This is a genomic window from Galbibacter mesophilus (assembly GCF_023721415.1).
GTDB lineage: Bacteria > Bacteroidota > Bacteroidia > Flavobacteriales > Flavobacteriaceae > Galbibacter > Galbibacter mesophilus.
Genome location: NZ_JAMQVC010000006.1, coordinates 52,667 through 71,926, shown reverse-complemented (window position 1 = coordinate 71,926; position 19,260 = coordinate 52,667). Strand labels below are relative to the sequence as shown.

Annotated in this window: 19 protein-coding genes; 12 read left to right on the top strand and 7 right to left on the bottom strand. The window is 37.3% G+C overall.

Features of this window, described 5'->3' with window-relative positions:
* The first annotated feature begins 2 nt into the window (after positions 1 to 2).
* Positions 3 to 1,739, top strand: coding sequence for a M14 family metallopeptidase (locus tag NDQ75_RS15540; protein WP_202029719.1), 1,737 nt, complete (start codon positions 3 to 5; stop codon positions 1,737 to 1,739).
* An 8-nt stretch (positions 1,740 to 1,747) separates the two neighbouring features.
* Here NDQ75_RS15540 and NDQ75_RS15535 read toward each other — a convergent pair whose 3' ends face one another.
* Entirely contained in the window at positions 1,748 to 2,368 is a 621-nt protein-coding gene (locus tag NDQ75_RS15535) for an NUDIX hydrolase (protein ID WP_202029780.1), read from the bottom strand.
* 7 nt (positions 2,369 to 2,375) lie between these two features.
* Here NDQ75_RS15535 and pyrE point away from each other — a divergent pair, with 7 nt between their 5' ends.
* Together pyrE and NDQ75_RS15525 are read left to right on the top strand one after the other, a co-directional pair.
* Positions 2,376 to 3,014, top strand: a complete 639-nt coding sequence (pyrE, locus tag NDQ75_RS15530; protein ID WP_202029718.1) for an orotate phosphoribosyltransferase — start codon at positions 2,376 to 2,378, stop codon at positions 3,012 to 3,014.
* A gap of 9 nt (positions 3,015 to 3,023) precedes the next feature.
* A complete protein-coding gene (locus NDQ75_RS15525) occupies positions 3,024 to 3,419 on the top strand; it encodes an SRPBCC family protein (protein ID WP_202029717.1) in 396 nt (131 codons plus the stop codon).
* Between the two features lie 62 nt (positions 3,420 to 3,481).
* On the opposite strand, the gene NDQ75_RS15520 is transcribed toward NDQ75_RS15525, so the two are convergent.
* The 3 genes from NDQ75_RS15520 to pafA form a co-directional block, all read right to left on the bottom strand.
* On the bottom strand, positions 3,482 to 4,336 hold the full coding sequence (locus tag NDQ75_RS15520; protein ID WP_202029716.1) for an HAEPLYID family protein: 855 nt from the start codon (positions 4,334 to 4,336) through the stop codon (positions 3,482 to 3,484).
* A 76-nt stretch (positions 4,337 to 4,412) separates the two neighbouring features.
* Positions 4,413 to 4,748 carry a hypothetical protein gene (locus tag NDQ75_RS15515; RefSeq protein ID WP_242513727.1) on the bottom strand — a complete coding sequence of 112 codons (336 nt, stop codon included), beginning with the start codon at positions 4,746 to 4,748 and terminating at the stop codon, positions 4,413 to 4,415.
* A gap of 199 nt (positions 4,749 to 4,947) precedes the next feature.
* A complete protein-coding gene (gene pafA, locus NDQ75_RS15510; protein ID WP_202029714.1) occupies positions 4,948 to 6,594 on the bottom strand; it encodes an alkaline phosphatase PafA in 1,647 nt (548 codons plus the stop codon).
* Positions 6,595 to 6,705: 111 nt separating this feature from the next.
* Between pafA and NDQ75_RS15505 the strand changes: the two genes are divergently transcribed.
* Complete coding sequence (locus NDQ75_RS15505) at positions 6,706 to 7,443, top strand: MlaE family ABC transporter permease (RefSeq protein WP_202029713.1); 738 nt, start codon at positions 6,706 to 6,708, stop codon at positions 7,441 to 7,443.
* Entirely contained in the window at positions 7,443 to 8,207 is a 765-nt protein-coding gene (locus tag NDQ75_RS15500) for an ABC transporter ATP-binding protein (RefSeq protein ID WP_202029712.1), read from the top strand. The genes NDQ75_RS15505 and NDQ75_RS15500 overlap by 1 nt, the downstream gene beginning before the upstream one ends.
* Positions 8,208 to 8,417: 210 nt before the next feature.
* Here the strand turns inward: NDQ75_RS15500 and NDQ75_RS15495 are convergent, their stop codons facing one another.
* On the bottom strand, positions 8,418 to 9,149 hold the full coding sequence (locus NDQ75_RS15495) for a biotin--[acetyl-CoA-carboxylase] ligase (RefSeq protein ID WP_202029711.1): 732 nt from the start codon (positions 9,147 to 9,149) through the stop codon (positions 8,418 to 8,420).
* 102 nt (positions 9,150 to 9,251) lie between these two features.
* On the opposite strand from NDQ75_RS15495, the gene rsfS reads away from it, so the two are divergent.
* The 6 genes from rsfS (at position 9,252) to NDQ75_RS15465 (ending at position 14,205) form a co-directional block, all read left to right on the top strand.
* On the top strand, positions 9,252 to 9,617 hold the full coding sequence (gene rsfS, locus NDQ75_RS15490) for a ribosome silencing factor (RefSeq protein WP_202029710.1): 366 nt from the start codon (positions 9,252 to 9,254) through the stop codon (positions 9,615 to 9,617).
* Positions 9,618 to 9,730: 113 nt separating this feature from the next.
* Complete coding sequence (gene ftsH, locus NDQ75_RS15485; RefSeq protein WP_202029709.1) at positions 9,731 to 11,701, top strand: ATP-dependent zinc metalloprotease FtsH; 1,971 nt, start codon at positions 9,731 to 9,733, stop codon at positions 11,699 to 11,701.
* A 123-nt stretch (positions 11,702 to 11,824) separates the two neighbouring features.
* Positions 11,825 to 12,433: an LUD domain-containing protein gene (locus tag NDQ75_RS15480; protein ID WP_202029708.1), complete on the top strand. Its 609-nt coding sequence runs from the start codon at positions 11,825 to 11,827 to the stop codon at positions 12,431 to 12,433.
* Between the two features lie 45 nt (positions 12,434 to 12,478).
* Positions 12,479 to 13,297 carry a phosphatidate cytidylyltransferase gene (locus NDQ75_RS15475; protein WP_202029707.1) on the top strand — a complete coding sequence of 273 codons (819 nt, stop codon included), beginning with the start codon at positions 12,479 to 12,481 and terminating at the stop codon, positions 13,295 to 13,297.
* A complete protein-coding gene (locus NDQ75_RS15470; RefSeq protein ID WP_202029706.1) occupies positions 13,287 to 13,934 on the top strand; it encodes a phosphatidylserine decarboxylase family protein in 648 nt (215 codons plus the stop codon). The genes NDQ75_RS15475 and NDQ75_RS15470 overlap by 11 nt, the downstream gene beginning before the upstream one ends.
* Positions 13,935 to 13,938: 4 nt before the next feature.
* Complete coding sequence (locus tag NDQ75_RS15465) at positions 13,939 to 14,205, top strand: acyl-CoA-binding protein (protein ID WP_202029705.1); 267 nt, start codon at positions 13,939 to 13,941, stop codon at positions 14,203 to 14,205.
* 139 nt (positions 14,206 to 14,344) lie between these two features.
* Here NDQ75_RS15465 and NDQ75_RS15460 read toward each other — a convergent pair whose 3' ends face one another.
* Complete coding sequence (locus NDQ75_RS15460; protein WP_202029704.1) at positions 14,345 to 16,993, bottom strand: valine--tRNA ligase; 2,649 nt, start codon at positions 16,991 to 16,993, stop codon at positions 14,345 to 14,347.
* Positions 16,994 to 17,356: 363 nt separating this feature from the next.
* Between NDQ75_RS15460 and NDQ75_RS15455 the strand changes: the two genes are divergently transcribed.
* Positions 17,357 to 17,746, top strand: a complete 390-nt coding sequence (locus NDQ75_RS15455; protein WP_202029703.1) for a DUF1573 domain-containing protein — start codon at positions 17,357 to 17,359, stop codon at positions 17,744 to 17,746.
* Positions 17,747 to 17,824: 78 nt separating this feature from the next.
* Here NDQ75_RS15455 and NDQ75_RS15450 read toward each other — a convergent pair whose 3' ends face one another.
* On the bottom strand, positions 17,825 to 19,162 hold the full coding sequence (locus NDQ75_RS15450) for a PDZ domain-containing protein (RefSeq protein ID WP_202029702.1): 1,338 nt from the start codon (positions 19,160 to 19,162) through the stop codon (positions 17,825 to 17,827).
* Positions 19,163 to 19,260 lie beyond the last annotated feature (98 nt).

Sequence of the window (19,260 nt, the reverse complement as noted above, 5' to 3'; positions counted from 1 at the left end):
TAATGACAAAGTTGCTTTCCACTCTTTTCGCTTTATTTTTTCTGAATATGTTAGTTGGTCAAAAGTCTAATTTCACAACCCTATTCGAAACATCCAATGGAAAACAAACCCCCACCTACCCCGAGGTAATTAATTATTATAAAAGCTTAGCGGAAAGCTATCCCACTATTGTTATGAAAGAAATGGGAACAACCGATAGCGGAGAGCCTTTACATCTAACCCTATTCAATCCAGACAGAAATTTTGACATGGAAACCGTACGGAAGGAGAAAAGGGTTCTTTTTATCAATAACGGTATTCATCCCGGCGAACCAGATGGAATAGACGCTACCATGATGCTTTTTAGAGATTTAGCAGAAGGGAAAACCACTCTTCCGAAGCATACTTTTATTGCTACCATCCCAATTTATAACATTGGAGGCGCATTAAACGGAAACAGCACCTCCCGTACCAACCAAAACGGACCCGAAGCTTATGGCTTTAGGGGGAATGCTAGAAATTACGACCTCAACCGTGATTTTATAAAGTGTGATACCAAAAACGCACAATCGTTTGCGGCTATCTATCACTACTTACAACCCGATGTTTTTATAGACAACCACGTAAGCAACGGTGCGGATTACCAATATGTACTTACCCACCTTTTTACGCAACATAATAAATTAGGCAGCAAAGCGGGCACGTATTTGCAGAATGAAATGATGCCGAAAATGATAGCCTCCCTAAAGAAAAAAAAATATGATATTACTCCTTATGTGAATGTTTTTAATGAAATGCCGGAAAAAGGTTTTTCACAGTTTTTTGATGCTCCCCGCTATTCAACAGGCTACACCACACTCTGGAATACGCTAGGGATGATGGTGGAAACGCACATGCTGAAACCTTATAAAGACAGGGTTTACGGTACCTATGAATTAATGCTAAGTATGATTGAGGTGATAGAGGAAGATTACCAGCAAATAGCCCAAGTTAGGGAAACTACCAATGACCATTTTTTAAACGCCGAGACCTATCCCGTGCAGTGGGAATTGGATACCACAAAACAAACAACACTAAACTTTAAAGGTTTTGAAGGAGAAAAAATCATCAGTGAAGTAACTGGTTTAGAACGATTAAAATACAACCGAAAAAGACCTTTCAACAAGAAGGTGGCGTATCAAGATGTTTTTAAACCTTCGAAATCTGTTGCTATTCCAGACGCTTATTTGGTGCCAAAAGCCTGGAAAAAGGTGGTTGATTTATTGAAATTGAACCAAGTTGAGATGGATGGAATAACAGAGGCCAAAAAATTTAATATTCAGGTCTATCACATTGATGATTTCACAACGGTACAATCTCCTTATGAAGGCCACTACCTTCATAAAAATACTTCTGTCACCACAACTAATGAAACAATAACTGTTCCCGCAAACGATTATTATTTGGTAAAAACGAATCAACCTTCTATTCGGTATATTTTAGAAACACTGGAACCAGAAGCGGTGGATTCTTTCTTTAATTGGAACTTTTTCGATACCATCCTTCAGCAAAAAGAAGGATTTTCTCCTTACGTATGGGAAGACAAAGCGCTCGCGTTTTTAGAAGCAAACCCTTCCATCAAAAAAGAATTTGAAAATAAAAAAGCTAATGACCCTGATTTCGCAAAGAATTGGTATGCCCAATTGGATTGGATTCATAAAAAGTCACCAAACTACGAGAAAGCGCATTTGCGATATCCTATTTACAGAATTCTAGAATGAAAGTGAAATTACAGCAGACTTTTAGCCGTTTTAAGTAGTAATTCTTCAGCAAAAAGGGTTTTTATGTTTTCGTAGGAATTCTCCATGAGTTCCGGTATGTCAGATTCTGGACGCCATTCTGCAATCTCGATATTTTCCTTACACTGCGGAACGAGCTCACCTTTGTACTTGCTGCTCATTAAATACCAATGCGTTTCTTTAAGCTTGTAAGTGCCGTTTCGCTTAAAAATATGGTAGGTTTTATTTAAGAAAGAATCAATTTTTAGTTTTTTAACACCTGTTTCTTCCTCCACTTCACGAATGGCAGCTTCTTCCAAGGTTTCACCCTTATCTACTTTCCCTTTGGGCAAGTCCCATTTACCGTTTCTAAAAATAAAAAGTATTTCATCCTTCTTATTTTTTACCAATCCGCCAGCGGCTACTACCAGTGGCACTTTCTTAAGAAACTTTTTCAGCAACGCTTTTCTATCCTCACAATAAATGTGGGCACACGTTATTTTGCCTTTATTAAGCTGATGAACCACATCATCAATATCTACCGTATCCATTAAAAACAATTTAAAATTGGTTTCTTTTTCAATTTTATCCGTTAAAATAATACGATGTTCATTTACAAAAACTTCATACATTTGCATCATGGTTTTAGATAAAGATACCGCTAAAAAAACAGCAGAGCTCTTATTGCAAATTAATGCAATAAAGTTGAATCCAAAAAATCCTTTTACATGGGCCTCCGGATGGAAGTCGCCCATATATTGTGATAATCGAATTGTACTTTCCTTTCCGCCCATCCGAAATTACATTCGGGAACACATGGCAAAGCAATTGGAAGAACTTTATGGCAAACCCGACGTAATTGCCGGTGTAGCCACAGGTGCCATTGGCATTGGTATGTTGGTAGCCGAAGTGTTAAGTCTGCCATTTGTGTATGTTCGACCAGAGCCTAAAAAACATGGAAGAGGAAACCAAATTGAAGGATTTTTAGACCGAGGCCAGAGTGTGGTTGTCGTGGAAGATCTAATTAGTACTGGGAAAAGTAGTTTAAACGCGGTAAAAGCCCTAAAAGACGAAGGCGCCGTGGTAAAAGGAATGATTGCCATATTCTCATACGGTTTTGACGTTTCTGTTGAGAACTTTAAGGAGAACAATGTTTCACTTTATACCCTAAGTAATTACGAGTATCTTTTGGAGCAGGCAGCACACACCAATTATATTAACGAAAAAGAATTACAAACGTTGCAGGATTGGCGCAAAGATCCTGGAAACTGGAAATAGAACAACATAATGAAAATAGAAACTGAAAAAAAGACCGTAAATAAATCGGCAGAGACGCTTTATAATTTTTTGAGCGATGTACAGAACTTTGAAAAACTAATGCCAGAAAACATTAGTAAGTTTGAGGTTTTGGGAGATGAAAAATTTCTATTTGCTCTTAAAGGAATGCCGGAGATTGTTTTAAAAATGAAGGAAAAGCAACCTCATGATAAAATTGTTTTAGGCGCCGCTAGCGATAAGTTACCTTTTACACTTACTGCAGATATAGATAGTATAGCTGAAGACAAAAGCGAAGCCAAACTAACTTTTGAAGGAGAATTTAACGCCATGATGGGAATGATGATAAAAGGCCCTATTACCAATTTCATCAATACGCTAACAAATAATATGGACAAGGCGGTTTAAGCTTTGGAAATAACAATAAAAAAAGACTGCTTTGTTCCAAAAAGCAGTCTTTTTTTTGCTCTCTACTTATGTTTTGGCTCCCAAATTAGGCGAAGAAAAGAACTTAATCTTTCGTTTTCCCTGCTTACTGGAACTCCAGCCACAATCCCGATCATTAAATCGTCGGCTACTCCTACCCGCATTTGCGGACGCACTGTCATATCGAAATCTCCGTGATCGAACGTTTTATTAAATTCAACTCCGATAAAATTTCTTGACCCTGGAATCATATAATGAAAACTGGTATTTATATCGTATGTAGTATGAAAAGTATTCGTACTAAAATGTTGCGCAATCATTGGACCGGTATAAATTAAAGAATGGAAGTTATCCCCCCAACGTTTAGCGACTACCAAAAATGGATTATAAACATTCCCCGTAACTAATGGTTTACCAAAACTCCTAAAATCGGACAATTCAAATTCATTTATATAGCCGAGTGCCATGGAGATAGCCATGGGCTCATTTACAAAAAACGACCATTGCGCCGCAATTTTTATACTGTTTAACTGGTTTGAAGGAATGGAGTCCCTACCTACGCCACTCATAGGAGCATAAAATGTAAACGGCAATTCCACTTCTAGCCCAAGACGGTCTGCTGGAGCCCATTCGTATTCTACAAGGGCTTCATAAGAATCGAATTTTAGATTATCGGTAATTCCTAACCCAACATTCCATTCTCTTTCGCCCTTTCGCGCTCCTAAATCCCTAATTAAATCTATATAAAGAGGTTCAGCGTGCAAAACTTTTGCGGGTTCTTTCTCTTCTTCAACTTGATGTATGTAAAGGCTATCTTTTTCTTTATCTGAAATTTGTGCGTACGTAGATGAAAATAACAGCAATGCCAGCATAAGCATCGATACTTTGCTTGTATTCATATTTAATTTGTTTTTAGTTACTAAAAAATACTCCAAGTAAATTTTGATTACAGGAGCTGCAGACTATTAAAACAAATTAAACATTGGGCGGAGGACTATCTATCTCCTTAAAGAAGTTTGTGAAGTGAACTTTATAGTGAGGGGGCAATTTTCTTTCTTGCATAAACTCATTAATGCCGCTATCCGATGATTGGACTTGATGCATCAACAAATTAATTTTCACGTTGTTGCTTTTATTATGATCTTCCGGATCGTGGTCGTCATACTCTTCAAAAGCATTTTCAAAGCCCAATACTTTTTCAATAATAATCTCGGCAATACTTTCTTGATCGTTAAACGACAAGTCTTCTGGAATATAGTCTGGGTGAGGATCCGCAGCATCTACACTAATATTGAGCAAATAAATTGCCATAAATCCGCAAAGGATTTTAGTCAACACACTATTTCTCAATTTATTTAGCATTCTGCAAAACTACTAATCTTTTTCAATTTGCTTTGAAATTAATATTGCTTTAACTATCACCAAAAATGGCAACCACAGCGATTTATTTGAGTTCGCACCAATCAATTTTAAAATTAATTGGTGCATAACAATTCTTACGCTGGACGCACTATTCTATAACTTCCCAGATAGGCTCCCCACTCTTTCCGCTGGGAAAAGTAATCCCCAACAGCGCGCACACCGTGTTGGCAATATCCGGTATTTCGGTACGTCTTACCGTTGCACCGTGATTTATTCCTTTTCCGAAAAATAATAAAGGTGTATGAGTGTCGTATGCATGTCCAGAACCGTGTGTGGTCCCTTTTCGGTTTGTAGAATTAATAAAACCTGGGTCGAGCACCACAAGGACATCACCAGAGCGTTTAAAATGATACCCCTTTTGCAGGCGATTTGCCAAACCATCAGTAAACTCTTGGTTCCTTAAATCGGTTCCTGAATATGCTTCTGTAATATGTTTGTAGTTTTTAATTTCAGTAACAATGGCATTTTCAACTTCAGCAGAAGAAATTCCCAACTTTTTAATCTCTTTTTGATCTAAGAATATTTGCTCGTTAGAAAAGTTTTTTATCAGCTTATCACTGCCGAATGTATCATCTAAAAACTCAGTAAGTGAGTCAATAAAATCTTTTTTACTGAAATATCCGCCAGGAATTTCCATGCTTTCCAAATAGCTCGGCACTTCCACTGCGGCATGGTCGGCGGTTAAAAACACTGTGTATTCCCCTTTACCCACTTTGTTATCGAGAAAGGCGAAGAATCTTTCCAAATCTTGATCGAGCCGCAAATAAGTATCTTGTGTTTCTTTGGCACTTACCCCAAAGCGGTGACCTACATAATCTGTTGCGGAAAAACTTACCGCTAAGAAATCGGTTATATCATCTTTCCCTAAATCCTCTCCTTCAATAGCGGCTTCAGCAAAATCTGTAGTTAAAGAATTCCCAAAAGGAACTCCTTTCAACAAATCAAATCTGCCATTATCCTTCCATAATTTAGGAAGATCGTGTGGAAATGTTGGTTTCTTTTCACCGGAAAAAGTGCCTTCGAACTCATTATCATCTTCAATACTTGCCGTGTAAGTCTCTATATCGTAAAGCGGATTCCATACTTTTTTATATTTTTCAGCAGCATCAGAATCGTTAAACTTTTTTACCCATTTCGGAAGCTTTTCCATATAGTACGTACTGGTTACCCAATGTCCTTCTTTCTTTCCGTGAAACCAATAAGCTCCGTCGGCAGCATGGCCTGCAGGCAAAATAGAACCTCTATCTTTTAAAGAAATTCCAATGACTTTCCCACGGGAAACCGTAGCCAACTTTAACTGATCTGTCATCGTACTGGCAACCATTCTGCGCGGCGACATTTTTCCAGCATCCGAATCGGTTCCCAAGGATTCAACGACACCATCTTCCGTACAGTACACCATTCTATCTTCTGTCTTATCGTACCAATCGTTACCAATTATACCGTGCACCTTAGGAGTAGCCCCTGTGTATACGGAAGCATGTCCTGCTGCAGTTTTCGTTGGGATGTAGTTAAAATGATTGTTCTTACAATTAAAGCCTTCGTTCACCATCCTTTTAAAACCACCTTCCCCATATTGATCCCAAAATCGGGTTAAATAATCGTAACGCATTTGATCAACCACGATCCCAACTACCAATTTAGGTCTGGTAAAAGGTTTTTCTTCTTTTTTTTGCTGAGCCAGTAACGCTAAATTTGCAAAGAAAAAAGCGCCAACCAGAAAAATATTCTTCATTCTTATTAAGTTTTGACCAAAAGTAAAGTTTTAAAACTTTTCACAAGTTTAAATAATGGTTAAAAGAGATGTAATTTTATTTTTTTACTTTAGCTGATCTATCATGGATGTATGACTTATATTGAAAATATTGGGCGTTACTTTATTATGCTGAAGGAAGTTTTCAGCAGGATCACGAAATGGAGCATGCTCAAACAATTGATACTTAAAGAAATTGATGACCTAATTTATGGGTCTTTAGGGATTATTATATTCATTTCTTTTTTTATTGGAGGCGTTGTAGCGATACAAACTGCCCTCAATATTGATAATCCCCTTATTCCAAAATACTTGGTTGGCTTCACTACCCGTCAGTCGGTTATATTGGAATTTGCTCCTACTTTCACCTCCATTATTATGGCTGGTAAAGTAGGTTCTTACATCACTTCCAGTATTGGGACGATGCGGGTAACCGAACAAATTGATGCGCTTGAAGTTATGGGTGTAAACTCCCTAAACTATTTGGTTTTTCCAAAAATTATCGCACTAATGCTTTATCCCTTTGTTACGGCCATTGCCATGTACATGGGAATTTTAGGTGGATGGGTAGCGGTAGTGTTAGGTGGTTACAGTACCAGCGCCGAGTTTATTAAAGGATTACAAATAGATTTTGACACATTTCATGTGGTGTACGCCTTTACCAAAACCATCGTTTTTGCGTTTATTTTGGCCACCATTCCCTCTTTTTACGGATATTACATGAAGGGTGGTGCCCTTGAGGTTGGTAAAGCAAGTACAACCGCTTTCGTTTGGACGAGTGTTGCCATTATTATTGCTAATTACTTGCTCACTCAAATGTTATTAGGATAATGATAAAAGTTGAAAACATACACAAGTCGTTTGGAGGCACTGAAATACTAAAAGGTATTTCTACCAATTTTGAAAAAGGCAAAACCAATTTAATTATTGGGCAAAGTGGCTCGGGGAAAACTGTCTTTTTAAAATGTTTACTAGGGCTGCATCGCCCTGAAGAAGGTCAGATTATTTACAATGATAAAAAGTATGCCGATTTGGACGAGGACCAACGAACGGATCTTCGACAGGAAATGGGCATGGTATTTCAAGGAAGTGCGTTATTTGATTCCATGACGGTACAGGAAAATGTATTGTTCCCTTTGAAGATGTTCTCCAAGTTCCCTAAAAACGAAATGAACGACCGCGTTGATGAAGTTCTAAAAAGAGTAAATTTGGTAGATGCCCATCATAAATTACCTTCGGAAATCTCTGGAGGAATGCAAAAAAGGGTTGCCATTGCCCGTGCTATTGTAAACCGACCTAAATATTTGTTCTGTGATGAGCCAAACTCCGGTCTGGACCCTAAAACAGCCATCATTATCGACCAGTTGATTCAGGAAATTACACAGGAATTCGATATCACCACCGTAATCAACACCCACGATATGAACTCGGTAATGGAAATCGGACAAAAAATTGTTTTCCTTAAAAACGGATATAAAGAATGGGAAGGTACCAACAAAGAAATTTTCAAAACGGATAACGAAGCGGTAACCAGTTTTGTTTATTCTTCCGATTTATTCAAAAAAGTAAGGGAAATCTATATTAAGGAGGTTTAGTTTAGACTATGGTCTTGAAGTGGTCAGTGGTCAGTGGTCAGTGGTCAGTGGTCAGTGGTCAGTGGTCAGTGGTCAGTGGTCAGTAAAAATCAATTTAATTAGGAATAACTTTCAACCTTTAACTCTTTAACTTATTAACTTATTAACTACTTAACTTAGAGTTGACTTAGAACTTTTTAACTTTCAACTTTCAAACTTTTAAACTCTTCTTCAATACAGCAATTTCAACTCTTTCAAATCGAATTCCTTTAAAACTTCATCTTCCAAAAGCACTTGTAAACAGCCATTATCAGCGACTCCTTTTATAAAACCCATAATGAGTTCTCCATTTTGTAGCTTAAAAGTCGAAGGCTTATCTCTTCTGAAAAGGTGTTCGACGTATTTTTCTTTTATCTTTTGAAGTTTCTTATTTGCCACCCAAGTTTCATATTGTCTAAAACACTCGATAATCTTTTGAAGCACTTCCTCTTTTTCGTAATGAATTCCAGTAATGGATTTTAAAGATGATGCATTAGTAACGCCATTAAAATCAGTTTGATTAACATTAAGTCCAACACCAACGATACAAGCAAACATCTCCCCTTTCTGGATAATGCTTTCAATTAAAATTCCGCAAATTTTGCTATTCACTGACAAAATGTCGTTAGGCCATTTTATTTTCAATTGAGGGATAGTAAAGTATGTAAGTGCATCATAAATAGCCAAAGACACCGCCATGCTTATGTAAAATTGTTCACTTTTATCAAGATGCTCAATTCTCTTAAAGACACTAAACGTAAGGTTTTTCCCCGGCTCAGACACCCACGTGGTACCCATTTGCCCCCGGCCGTTCAGTTGTTTTTCTGCCATCACAACCGTATAATCTTCCACCGCATGATGCTGCGCCAACTGCCTTAAAAAAGTGTTTGTGGAATCAGTGGCATTAAGTTTGATTAAATTCATAGAGAATTACTATCTTAAATATGTAATCTTATGTTAATTTGAACCGTTTAGAATAGTTCAAAAACTAAAAAAATAATAACTTTGTGAAAATAAAAATTTTTAATGGCAAAAACGAATAGTAGCGCAGATCAATTAATAACATTTATCTTAAAAGGGATTGAAGAGGTTAAGGGAAAAGATGTGAACATCTTGGATTTGAGAGATATTGAGAATACGGTTTGCGATTACTTCATAATCTGTAACGGTACTTCAAACACACAGGTAAACGCCATCGTAAATTCCATTCAAAAAATTGTGAGTCGGGAGACTAAAGACAAACCTTGGCATGTAGAAGGTACAGACAACGCCGAATGGGTACTAATGGACTATGTGAATGTGGTAGTTCACGTTTTCCAAAAACACGTACGTGAATATTACGATATTGAAGGATTATGGGGGGACGCAAAAGTGACTGCTATCTCTAACTAAATCTATCTACTCCCTTTGTACTCCATACGAAGTAGTGAATAGTTAAAACGAGCTTTTTAACGTAAAAGCATAGAAATATAATGCCCTCGTGGGCGGAACAAGAATAAGAATTAATGGCAAAAGAAAACAACAACAATTCAAACCCTAAAAAGCCAAAATTTAGCTCCTACTGGATATATGGGGCTATATTGGTTATTATAATAGGTATGCAATTTTTCTCTGGTGGTAGCAGTTGGCAAACACCACCAGACATAACTCCTGCCAAATTGCAAGAGTTTTTGAAAGATGGCGATGTTAAAAAAATTCAGATTATTACCAATACAAGGCAAGCGAAAGTTTTTTTAACGAAAGAAGCACAGCAAAAAGACATTCATAAAGACGCCTTAAGTAAATCTATTTTACCGTCTTCTACACAAATCCCGCAGTATCAACTTAAGTACGGTGATTTACAGAATTTCGAGAATGATATAAACAATACCATTAGCGAAGACAACCTAGCGGCTTCGGTAGAGTACGAGCAGGAATCAAACTTATTTGGAGAACTACTCTTCTCTATCCTTCCTTTTGTTCTTATTATTGGAATTTGGATATTCCTTATGCGAAGAATGTCGGGTGGTGCTGCCGGTGGCGCGGGTGGACAAATTTTCAACATAGGAAAATCAAAAGCCCGTTTATTCGATGAGAAAACGGACATGAAAGTAACTTTTAAAGATGTTGCTGGATTGGAAGGTGCTAAAGAAGAAGTGCAGGAAATTGTAGATTTTCTTAAAAATCCAGAAAAATACACCTCTTTAGGTGGTAAAATACCAAAAGGTGCTTTACTTGTAGGGTCTCCAGGTACTGGTAAAACTTTATTAGCCAAAGCAGTGGCGGGAGAAGCAAAAGTTCCTTTCTTCTCACTTTCAGGTTCTGATTTTGTTGAAATGTTTGTAGGAGTAGGAGCCTCTAGGGTTCGTGACCTTTTTAAACAAGCGAAAGATAAATCTCCTGCTATCATTTTTATAGATGAAATTGATGCTATTGGTAGAGCAAGAGGTAAAAACAATCTAACCGGAAGTAACGACGAACGTGAAAATACGCTGAATCAATTGCTTACGGAAATGGATGGTTTCGGCACTAACACCAATGTTATTGTGTTGGCCGCGACCAACCGTGCCGATATATTGGATAAAGCATTGATGCGTGCTGGACGTTTTGACAGACAGATTTATGTTGACCTTCCGGATGTGCGCGAACGTAAAGAAATTTTCGAGGTACACTTACGCCCTATTAAAACTTCCGAAACCCTAGATTTGGATTTCTTGGCAAAACAAACTCCCGGATTTTCCGGAGCTGACATTGCGAATGTTTGTAATGAAGCTGCCTTAATCGCTGCTAGAAATGGCAAGAAAGCGGTGGATAAACAATCGTTCCTCGATGCCGTTGATAGAATTGTTGGTGGTCTTGAAAAGAAAAATAAAATTATTACTCCGAACGAAAAGAAAACCATTGCATACCACGAAGCTGGTCACGCAACGGTAAGTTGGATGTTAGAACATGCCGCGCCTTTGGTAAAAGTTACTATCGTGCCAAGAGGGCAAAGTTTAGGAGCTGCTTGGTATCTTCCTGAAGAAAGACTTATTGTGCTTCCAGAACAAATGTCAGACGAAATGTGTGCTGCTTTGGGAGGAAGAGCCGCAGAGCAAGTAATGTTTAACAGAATATCAACTGGAGCATTGAGCGACCTAGAAAAAGTAACCAAACAAGCACGTGCAATGGTTACCATTTATGGTTTGAATAAAGAAATCGGTAACCTTACTTATTATGATTCTTCAGGACAAACGGATTACAATTTCTCTAAGCCGTATAGTGAAGAAACTGCACAATTGATAGACAGAGAAATCTCTAAAATAATTGAAGAGCAATATCAAAGAGCTATTGATTTATTAGAGAAAAACAAAGATAAACTTACAGAGCTTGCAGAACGCCTGTTGGAAAAAGAGGTTATTTTTAAAGATGACCTAGAGCGTATCTTCGGAAAACGTCCTTTTGACAAAGAAGAGGAAACAAACGAAGAAGAACAGGAAAAGCTGCAAGAAAAATAATAGTTATAAACAGGAGGAGTTCATAAAATTTCCTCCTGTTTTCTACGTTATCCTTATTAATTTCATATTTTTATATATACGAGACTAAAAATCGATTAAAAATAATCCCCCATTAAAACAATAATGAGCTTATTTAAAAAACTTTTCGGATCGAAGCAAAAAAAAGAAGCAACTGCTACCGGCGCTGATCAACGAGGAAAGTTTATGCCCGAAATTAAGCTTCCTACCGATGAAAAGTTCACTATAAATTTCAAAAAAAACGGAGGTAAATTTTTGTATTGCGATTCGCTGACCGAAATTCACGACTGTTTCAAAAATATATTATCTGAAAATAATTGGTCAACCGGAAGTGTTTGCTGCTTGGATCCAAAGCTGAATGAGATTTTTAAAGATTCAAAGTTTTCGAATACAAACAATTGCAACAACGCTAAAATCCTCTTATCTCCATGCGAAAACCTAGTGGCCGATAATGGAGCTATTTTAATATCCTCTAACCAAATAAAGGAAAGCAAACTAAACGACCTTCCTGATAATTTTATCATTTTCGCTACCACCAGTCAATTAGTGGACACTATTGGAGAAGGCTTAAGAGGAATTAAGAACAAAAACAAGAATCAGATTCCCACAAACATTACTACTATAAAACACTTCAATATAAAAGAAGAAAATGATTTTCTTACGTATGGAAGTAGTTCAAAAAACTTATATTTGCTGCTGCTAGAAGACCTCTAAAAATGGTTAACTTCGAGAGCCGAATATAAATTAAAACCCAACTTTGTGAAAGAACTTTTTAAACGTGCCCTAACCGGTATTATTTATGTTTTTTTACTTTTAGCTGCCGTATATTTAAGTAATGATGCGTTCGACTTTCTTTTCTTGATTTTCGGTCTCACCTGTATTTACGAGTTTAAAAAAATCATCCGACTAACTGGCTATTATATTTTTATCGCTTTTTTAGTAGTTTGGTGGCTCTATATTTATCTTCTTGGCGAACTTCAGCATCAACCTTTTCTAAGATACACTTTACTGTTGGTTTGCATCGCTGTAAACCTAATTCTTGTTAGTCAGCTTTTTTCAAAAAAAAGAATTGTCTATACCAATGCACAGCGATTCGTTCTCACTTTATGCTATATTGGAGGAGGCTGTATTTTCCTTACTATGATTCCATATAAAGAACCAGACGATTTTGCCGAATCTTTAATAATTGGTATTTTTATATTGATCTGGGTTAACGATTCGTTTGCCTATTTGGTAGGAAAAACCATTGGCAAAACAAAACTTTTCCCAAGTGTATCACCTAAGAAAACTGTTGAAGGTTTTTTGGGAGGTTTGGTATTTGCCCTTATAGCATCGTATGTTTTGTATATAACCACCAAGGAGCTAAATTTAATCCAATGGCTTATTTTAACGGTAGTCGTGGTTGTTACAGGATCCCTCGGGGATTTGGTTGAATCTAAATTTAAACGATTGGCAGGTGTAAAAGATAGTGGAGCTATTTTACCCGGACATGGAGGATTGTTGGACCGACTTGATAGCCTTATTTTCGCAGCTCCTTTTGCATATTTAACACTACAAATTTTTCATTATGTTTCATAAAGAAGGGCATAAAATTATAGCCATCACCTTCATTATAGCCGCTATTGGAATACTTTTAGCGCATTTTTATGTGGATATAAATTGGTTGAAAATTACAGTTCAAGTAGCATTTTTAATCCTTTTAATTCTAATCCTTCAATTTTTCAGAAACCCTAAGCGAATAACAAAAGTTACCGACGAGAACATCATAGCTCCCGTTGACGGTAAGGTAGTGGTTATTGAAGAAGTATTTGAAAAAGAATATTTTAAAGATAAGCGACTTCAGGTTTCTATTTTTATGTCCCCAGTTAATGTGCACGTAACCCGCTATGCATTAAGTGGCATTGTGAAATACAGCAAATACCACCCTGGTAAGTTTTTAGTGGCCTGGCACCCAAAGTCTTCCGAAGAAAATGAAAGAACAACGGTTGTAATAGAAAATCCCGTTTACGGTGAGGTTCTTTACCGACAAATTGCAGGCGCCCTTGCCAAGCGAATTGTAAATTATGCCGTAGAAGGTGAAACAGTTACTCAAGGAGCCGATGGTGGCTTTATTAAATTTGGGTCTAGAGTAGATTTATTCCTTCCACTAGGAAGCGATGTGAAAGTAGCGCTTAACCAAAAAGTAAAAGGAGGTATCGATATTATAGCTTCTTAAAAAAATGACAGCAGAGGAACTACATAAGGAATTCGAAGATGCCGTGGAAAGAGTCAATAATTATGAAAATTCTTTTCCAGCAGATTTTCTGCTGCGCCTATATGCCTACTACAAAAAGGCCACTCAAAATAGCGAACCGCCCAGTAGCCGAAGAGCCATTATAAACGCTTTTAAGGCTAATGCCCTATTCCAAGCTCGCGGACTTAGCGAGGAGGAAGCTAAAAAGCAATACATTGCATTGGTTAAGGAGTATTTTGCGGATTTAAACTAAATATAGCACTTGATTGCATTTAAAAAGCGGATTTAAGAATGGGGCTTCTTAAATCCGCTTTTTAATTTCACCTTATTATATTGTTGTTCTAAAAGCAATCGACCTTCCAGCCTTAAGCATCTAGCGTCCAGCCAAAAAATTATTTCAAACTCGCCAAACTTTCCTTTAGCGTTTCTATTTTTGAAAGTGCGTCTGCTTCCTTCTGTTTTTCAATGGCTACTACTTTTTCAGGAGCATTATTAACAAAGCGTTCGTTGGATAATTTCTTTTGAACGGATTTTAAAAATCCCTCGGTATATTTCAACTCTTCTTCTATCTTCTTTATTTCCTCCTCTACATCAATAGCTCCTCCAACAGGAATAAAGTATTCGTTGGATTTTACACGGAAAGCTATCGCTCCATCTACTTTTTCATCCACGTACGCGAGCTCATCGATATTTCCGAGCTTTTTGATGATACTATCAAAGGTGTTTGAAACCTTATCGTTGTTCATCACAGAAAGAGCAATTTCATTCTTAAAAGCAATGTTTTTCTCTTTACGGATGGTTCTAATTCCCGAAATTACTTCCGCAGCAAAATCAAATTCAGCAATTATTTTTTCGTCTGATTTGGTGAGCTCAGGCCATTTAGCAACAATAAGCGCTTCTTCTGGTGTTCTTTCCGCCATTAATTGCCAAATTTCTTCCGTTAGGAAAGGCATAAATGGATGAAGTAATTTTAAGTTTGCTTCAAACAAGGCAATAATTTCTTCATACGTCTTTTTATCGATAGGCTGCTGATAAGCCGGCTTTACCATCTCTAATAACCATGAACAGAAATCGTCCCAAACCAATTTATACGTTGCCATCAAAGCATCTGAAATTCGGTATTTCGAAAACTGATCTTCAATATTGGCAAGTGTCTGCTGAAACTTATTTTTATACCAGTGAATAGCTGTTGAAGCATAATCTGGCTGCTCGATATCGGCAACTTCCCATCCTTTCACCAAACGGAAGGCATTCCAAATTTTATTGGCAAAATTCTTTCCTTGTTGACAAAGCGCTTCATCAAATAAAAGGTCGTTTCCTGCAGCGGAACTCAATAATAATCCCACTCGAACACCATCTGCACCAAACTCTTCAATTAATTTTAGTGCATCAGGGGAATTTCCGAGGGATTTGGACATTTTTCGGCGTTGCTTATCACGTACCAAACCAGTTAAATATACATTATTAAACGGCTTTTGATCACGGAATTCATATCCGGCGAAAATCATTCGCGCTACCCAGAAGAAAAGAATATCTGGTCCCGTTACCAAGTCGTTGGTAGGGTAATAATATTGTATTTCCTTATTTTCAGGCTCATTAATACCGTTAAAAACACTAATTGGCCATAACCAAGAAGAAAACCAAGTATCTAATGAATCTTCATCTTGCTTTAAATCGGTCAGCGTTAAACTATTGTTCCCCGATTTAGTTTTGGATTTTGCCAGTGCTTCTTCTATATTTTCGGCTACTACAAAGTCATTTTCTCCATCTCCATAATAGTATGCCGGAATTTGGTGACCCCACCAAAGTTGGCGGGAAATGTTCCAATCACGTATATTTTCCAACCAATGACGATAAGTATTTTCAAACTTAGAAGGAAAAAGCTTAATCTCTTTTTCGGTCAATACGGCATCCAATGCAGGTTTTGCCAAATCTTCCATTTTCAAGAACCATTGATCGGATAAGCGAGGTTCGATAACTGCTTTGGTACGTTCGGAAGTTCCTACTTTATTCATGTGGTTTTCCGTCTTTACCAAAAATCCTTTCTCCTCCAATTCTTTGGTAATCTCCTTACGAACTACAAATCGATCTTTTCCTTCGTAATGCAGTCCGTTACTATTCAAGGTAGCATCAGCATTAAAAATATCAATAACTTCCAACTGATGTTTATCGCCAAGATTTTTATCGTTCTCGTCGTGCGCAGGTGTTACTTTTAAACAACCGGTACCAAACTCTAAATCGACATATTCATCTTCAATAATTGGAATAACTCTATTTGCCAACGGAACAATAGCTTTTTTACCTTTTAGATGCTGGTAACGCTCATCATTTGGATTGATGCAAATAGCAGTATCCCCCAAAATGGTTTCTGGACGTGTAGTTGCAATGGTAACAGCTTCCTCTTCTGAAGAAGTTCCGTCTTCATTGGCAATTAAATATTTAATATAAAAAAGTTGTCCTTGACGCTCTTCATAAATTACCTCTTCGTCGGAAAGTGTTGTTTTTGCTTCTGGATCCCAATTCACCATTCGGTAACCGCGGTAAATAAGCCCTTTTTCGTATAAATCAACAAATACCTTGATTACAGAAGCAGACATATCTTCATCCATGGTGAATTTAGTACGGTTCCAATCACAGGAACATCCTAACTTCTTTAGTTGATCTAAAATCACCCCGCCATACTCATGTGTCCACTCCCATGCGTGTTCTAAAAATTCTTCACGTGTTAAATCGGCTTTATTGATTCCTTGAGCTTTTAATTTCGCCACTACTTTTGCTTCCGTAGCAATGGAAGCATGGTCGGTACCAGGCACCCAACAAGCATTCAATCCTTTTAAACGTGCTTTTCTTATGAGCACATCTTGAATAGTGTTGTTTAACATGTGCCCCATATGCAATACTCCTGTTACGTTTGGCGGCGGAATTACAATGGTATAGGGTTCTCTTTCATCTGGCTCAGAATGAAAATAATCATGCTTTGTCCAGTAATCATACCACTTGTTTTCAACCGATTTTGCATCGTATTTTGATGGAATATTCATCTTTTGGAACACTTTTTGGATTAAGACTGCAAAAGTAGCTATATCCACAGGATTATAAAAGAACTCGTTTAAGCTTTTTGTGGTTATTTACTGCTGAAGGACTTAATAATTTAGTCAAGGATGGGCTTGTTCTATATTGCATTAAGAATTGATAAGATTTTCCAGCCCATTGCAATGCACCTATGGCTTTTGAAATGCGGGAAAAGACAGAAAACGAAATGAGATCCCGACTCTACCGGTCGGGATTAGTTCAACCAGCCCATCTCAATGCGCCCATGGCTTTTGAAATGCGGGTTTCACTAATTAAGTTTTGTGGGTTGGCGAAAAGTAATTAAATTTGATATTCACTTAAATCTAAAAACGATGAAAAAATTACTAATGCTTTTATTTGTTGGGGTTATTGGCTTTACTGCCACAGCTCAGGACAAAACAGCAAAAATAGAGTTTAAAAAAGACGTGATTGACTACGGTGAAATCGCTAAAGGAAGTGATGGTGTGCGTGTATTTGAATTTAGAAATACGGGAGATGCTCCTTTGGTAATTTCTAATGTACGCTCTAGTTGTGGGTGTACTATTCCTAAAAAACCGGAAGACCCTGTAGCACCTGGAAAAACCGGTGTAATTGAAGTTAAATATGACACGAATCGTGTTGGGCCAATCCGAAAAACCATTACGGTACAATCTAACGCAGATACGCCAACAGTGGCCATAAAAATTAAAGGAACAGTGCTAGCTGATAGCGCTGGAAAATAAATTCTATTTGTCATGCTGAGCCTGCCTGCCCATGGCAGGCAAGCTCAGGGTGACATTTTTTAATTCTTCTTTTTTCTTCTAAAGCATTTTTTGTAGTTCAAAAGCAAATTTTAATTCCGACCCTTTTCTATCCACTAAAAGGCGAACCAATTTCCCTTCTTTTTCATTTATCATTTCACTTACTTCTTGCAAAGAGTATTTGTGAATATATCGATTATTAACTTTTAAGATAACGTCCCCGGGGCGCAAACCAACTTCTGATGCTGGACTTCCCTCCCGCACTTCGGCTATTTCCAAAGCGGGATGTAACTCAAAATCAAATTGCTTTTGGAGATAAATCTTGGTACTTTGATTAAAATTAGCGTTACTCGCCAATCCTTTGTAATCACTCATTAACGCTTTCACCAAACGCAAACCATTATGCTGTAACTCTATCCCACTCATATTATATTTAAAAGGATCTTTAAAGTTGCGGTTCTTTTTAAAGGTTATTTTTTGATTGGGATAATCAATCACCAAATCGAAACGACGTAGAATTTCAGAACCCAAAGATCCATTTCTGTCCTGCATAACATCTATGAATTGCAGCGCTTCCTCGTTGGGGTAGGCTACTTTAGCTTCCGGCAATTCAAATCCTGCAAGTGAAAAGCGCTGTACTCGAGCTCTTTTACCATGTATTTTTCCACTTAGACCAAAACCGAGAAAGTCATCAAAAAACTTCATTGGCCCTGTGATTTCATGCTCATTATTTTCAAAAAGCCACAAAGCATCGCAGCTTCCACTATCTAACAAAAGTTTAACTTTCACTTCTTCAATCGCGGTGTACTGTTTAATATTGGCATGTACATAAGCTTTACTACCTTCCAGAGTTAGCGGTAAGGTTTCACATTTTCTACAACTGTCATAATCATATTGATCAGGGTCATATAATTTCAAGCGCTCGGCACCGTAATCTATATCTACCACAAAATCCTTCAGCAAATCATAACCAATAATACCATGAACTTTATAGCCTATCCGAGGCGAAAAATTTATATCGCTGTCGGTAATTAAATAAAAATCTTGTTGATAATTGACAACATTTCCTAATTTAAAAACGTTGCCTTCTGAATGAATTGCTTTTATAGGCTCGCCATCCCCTAAACCCCGAATATAGATTTCACGGGTATTATGCACGTTTACGGAATCACTTTCAGTAATATTAAAAAGAATAGGAGTGTTAACGCCAGTATCTAAAATAAATGACAACTTTGCGCCATTTACTTCAACGGGAAGAACAATGAGGTTGTTTACAAAGTCAAAACGGATTTTCTCAAACTTATCATCATCTATAATACTAAACCCACCCTGTCCAAACGTCAAAAAGCAAATAGCGAACCCAAAAAAAATGCAGATATTTTTTTTAAAAGTTGCCATAATTTTGGGAGTTAAAGCCCCAAACCTCTTAAAGATACTAAAAATTATTGGATTTAATTTGGTTTTTAACATGCATTCCACGCCAGAAGAACGTGACA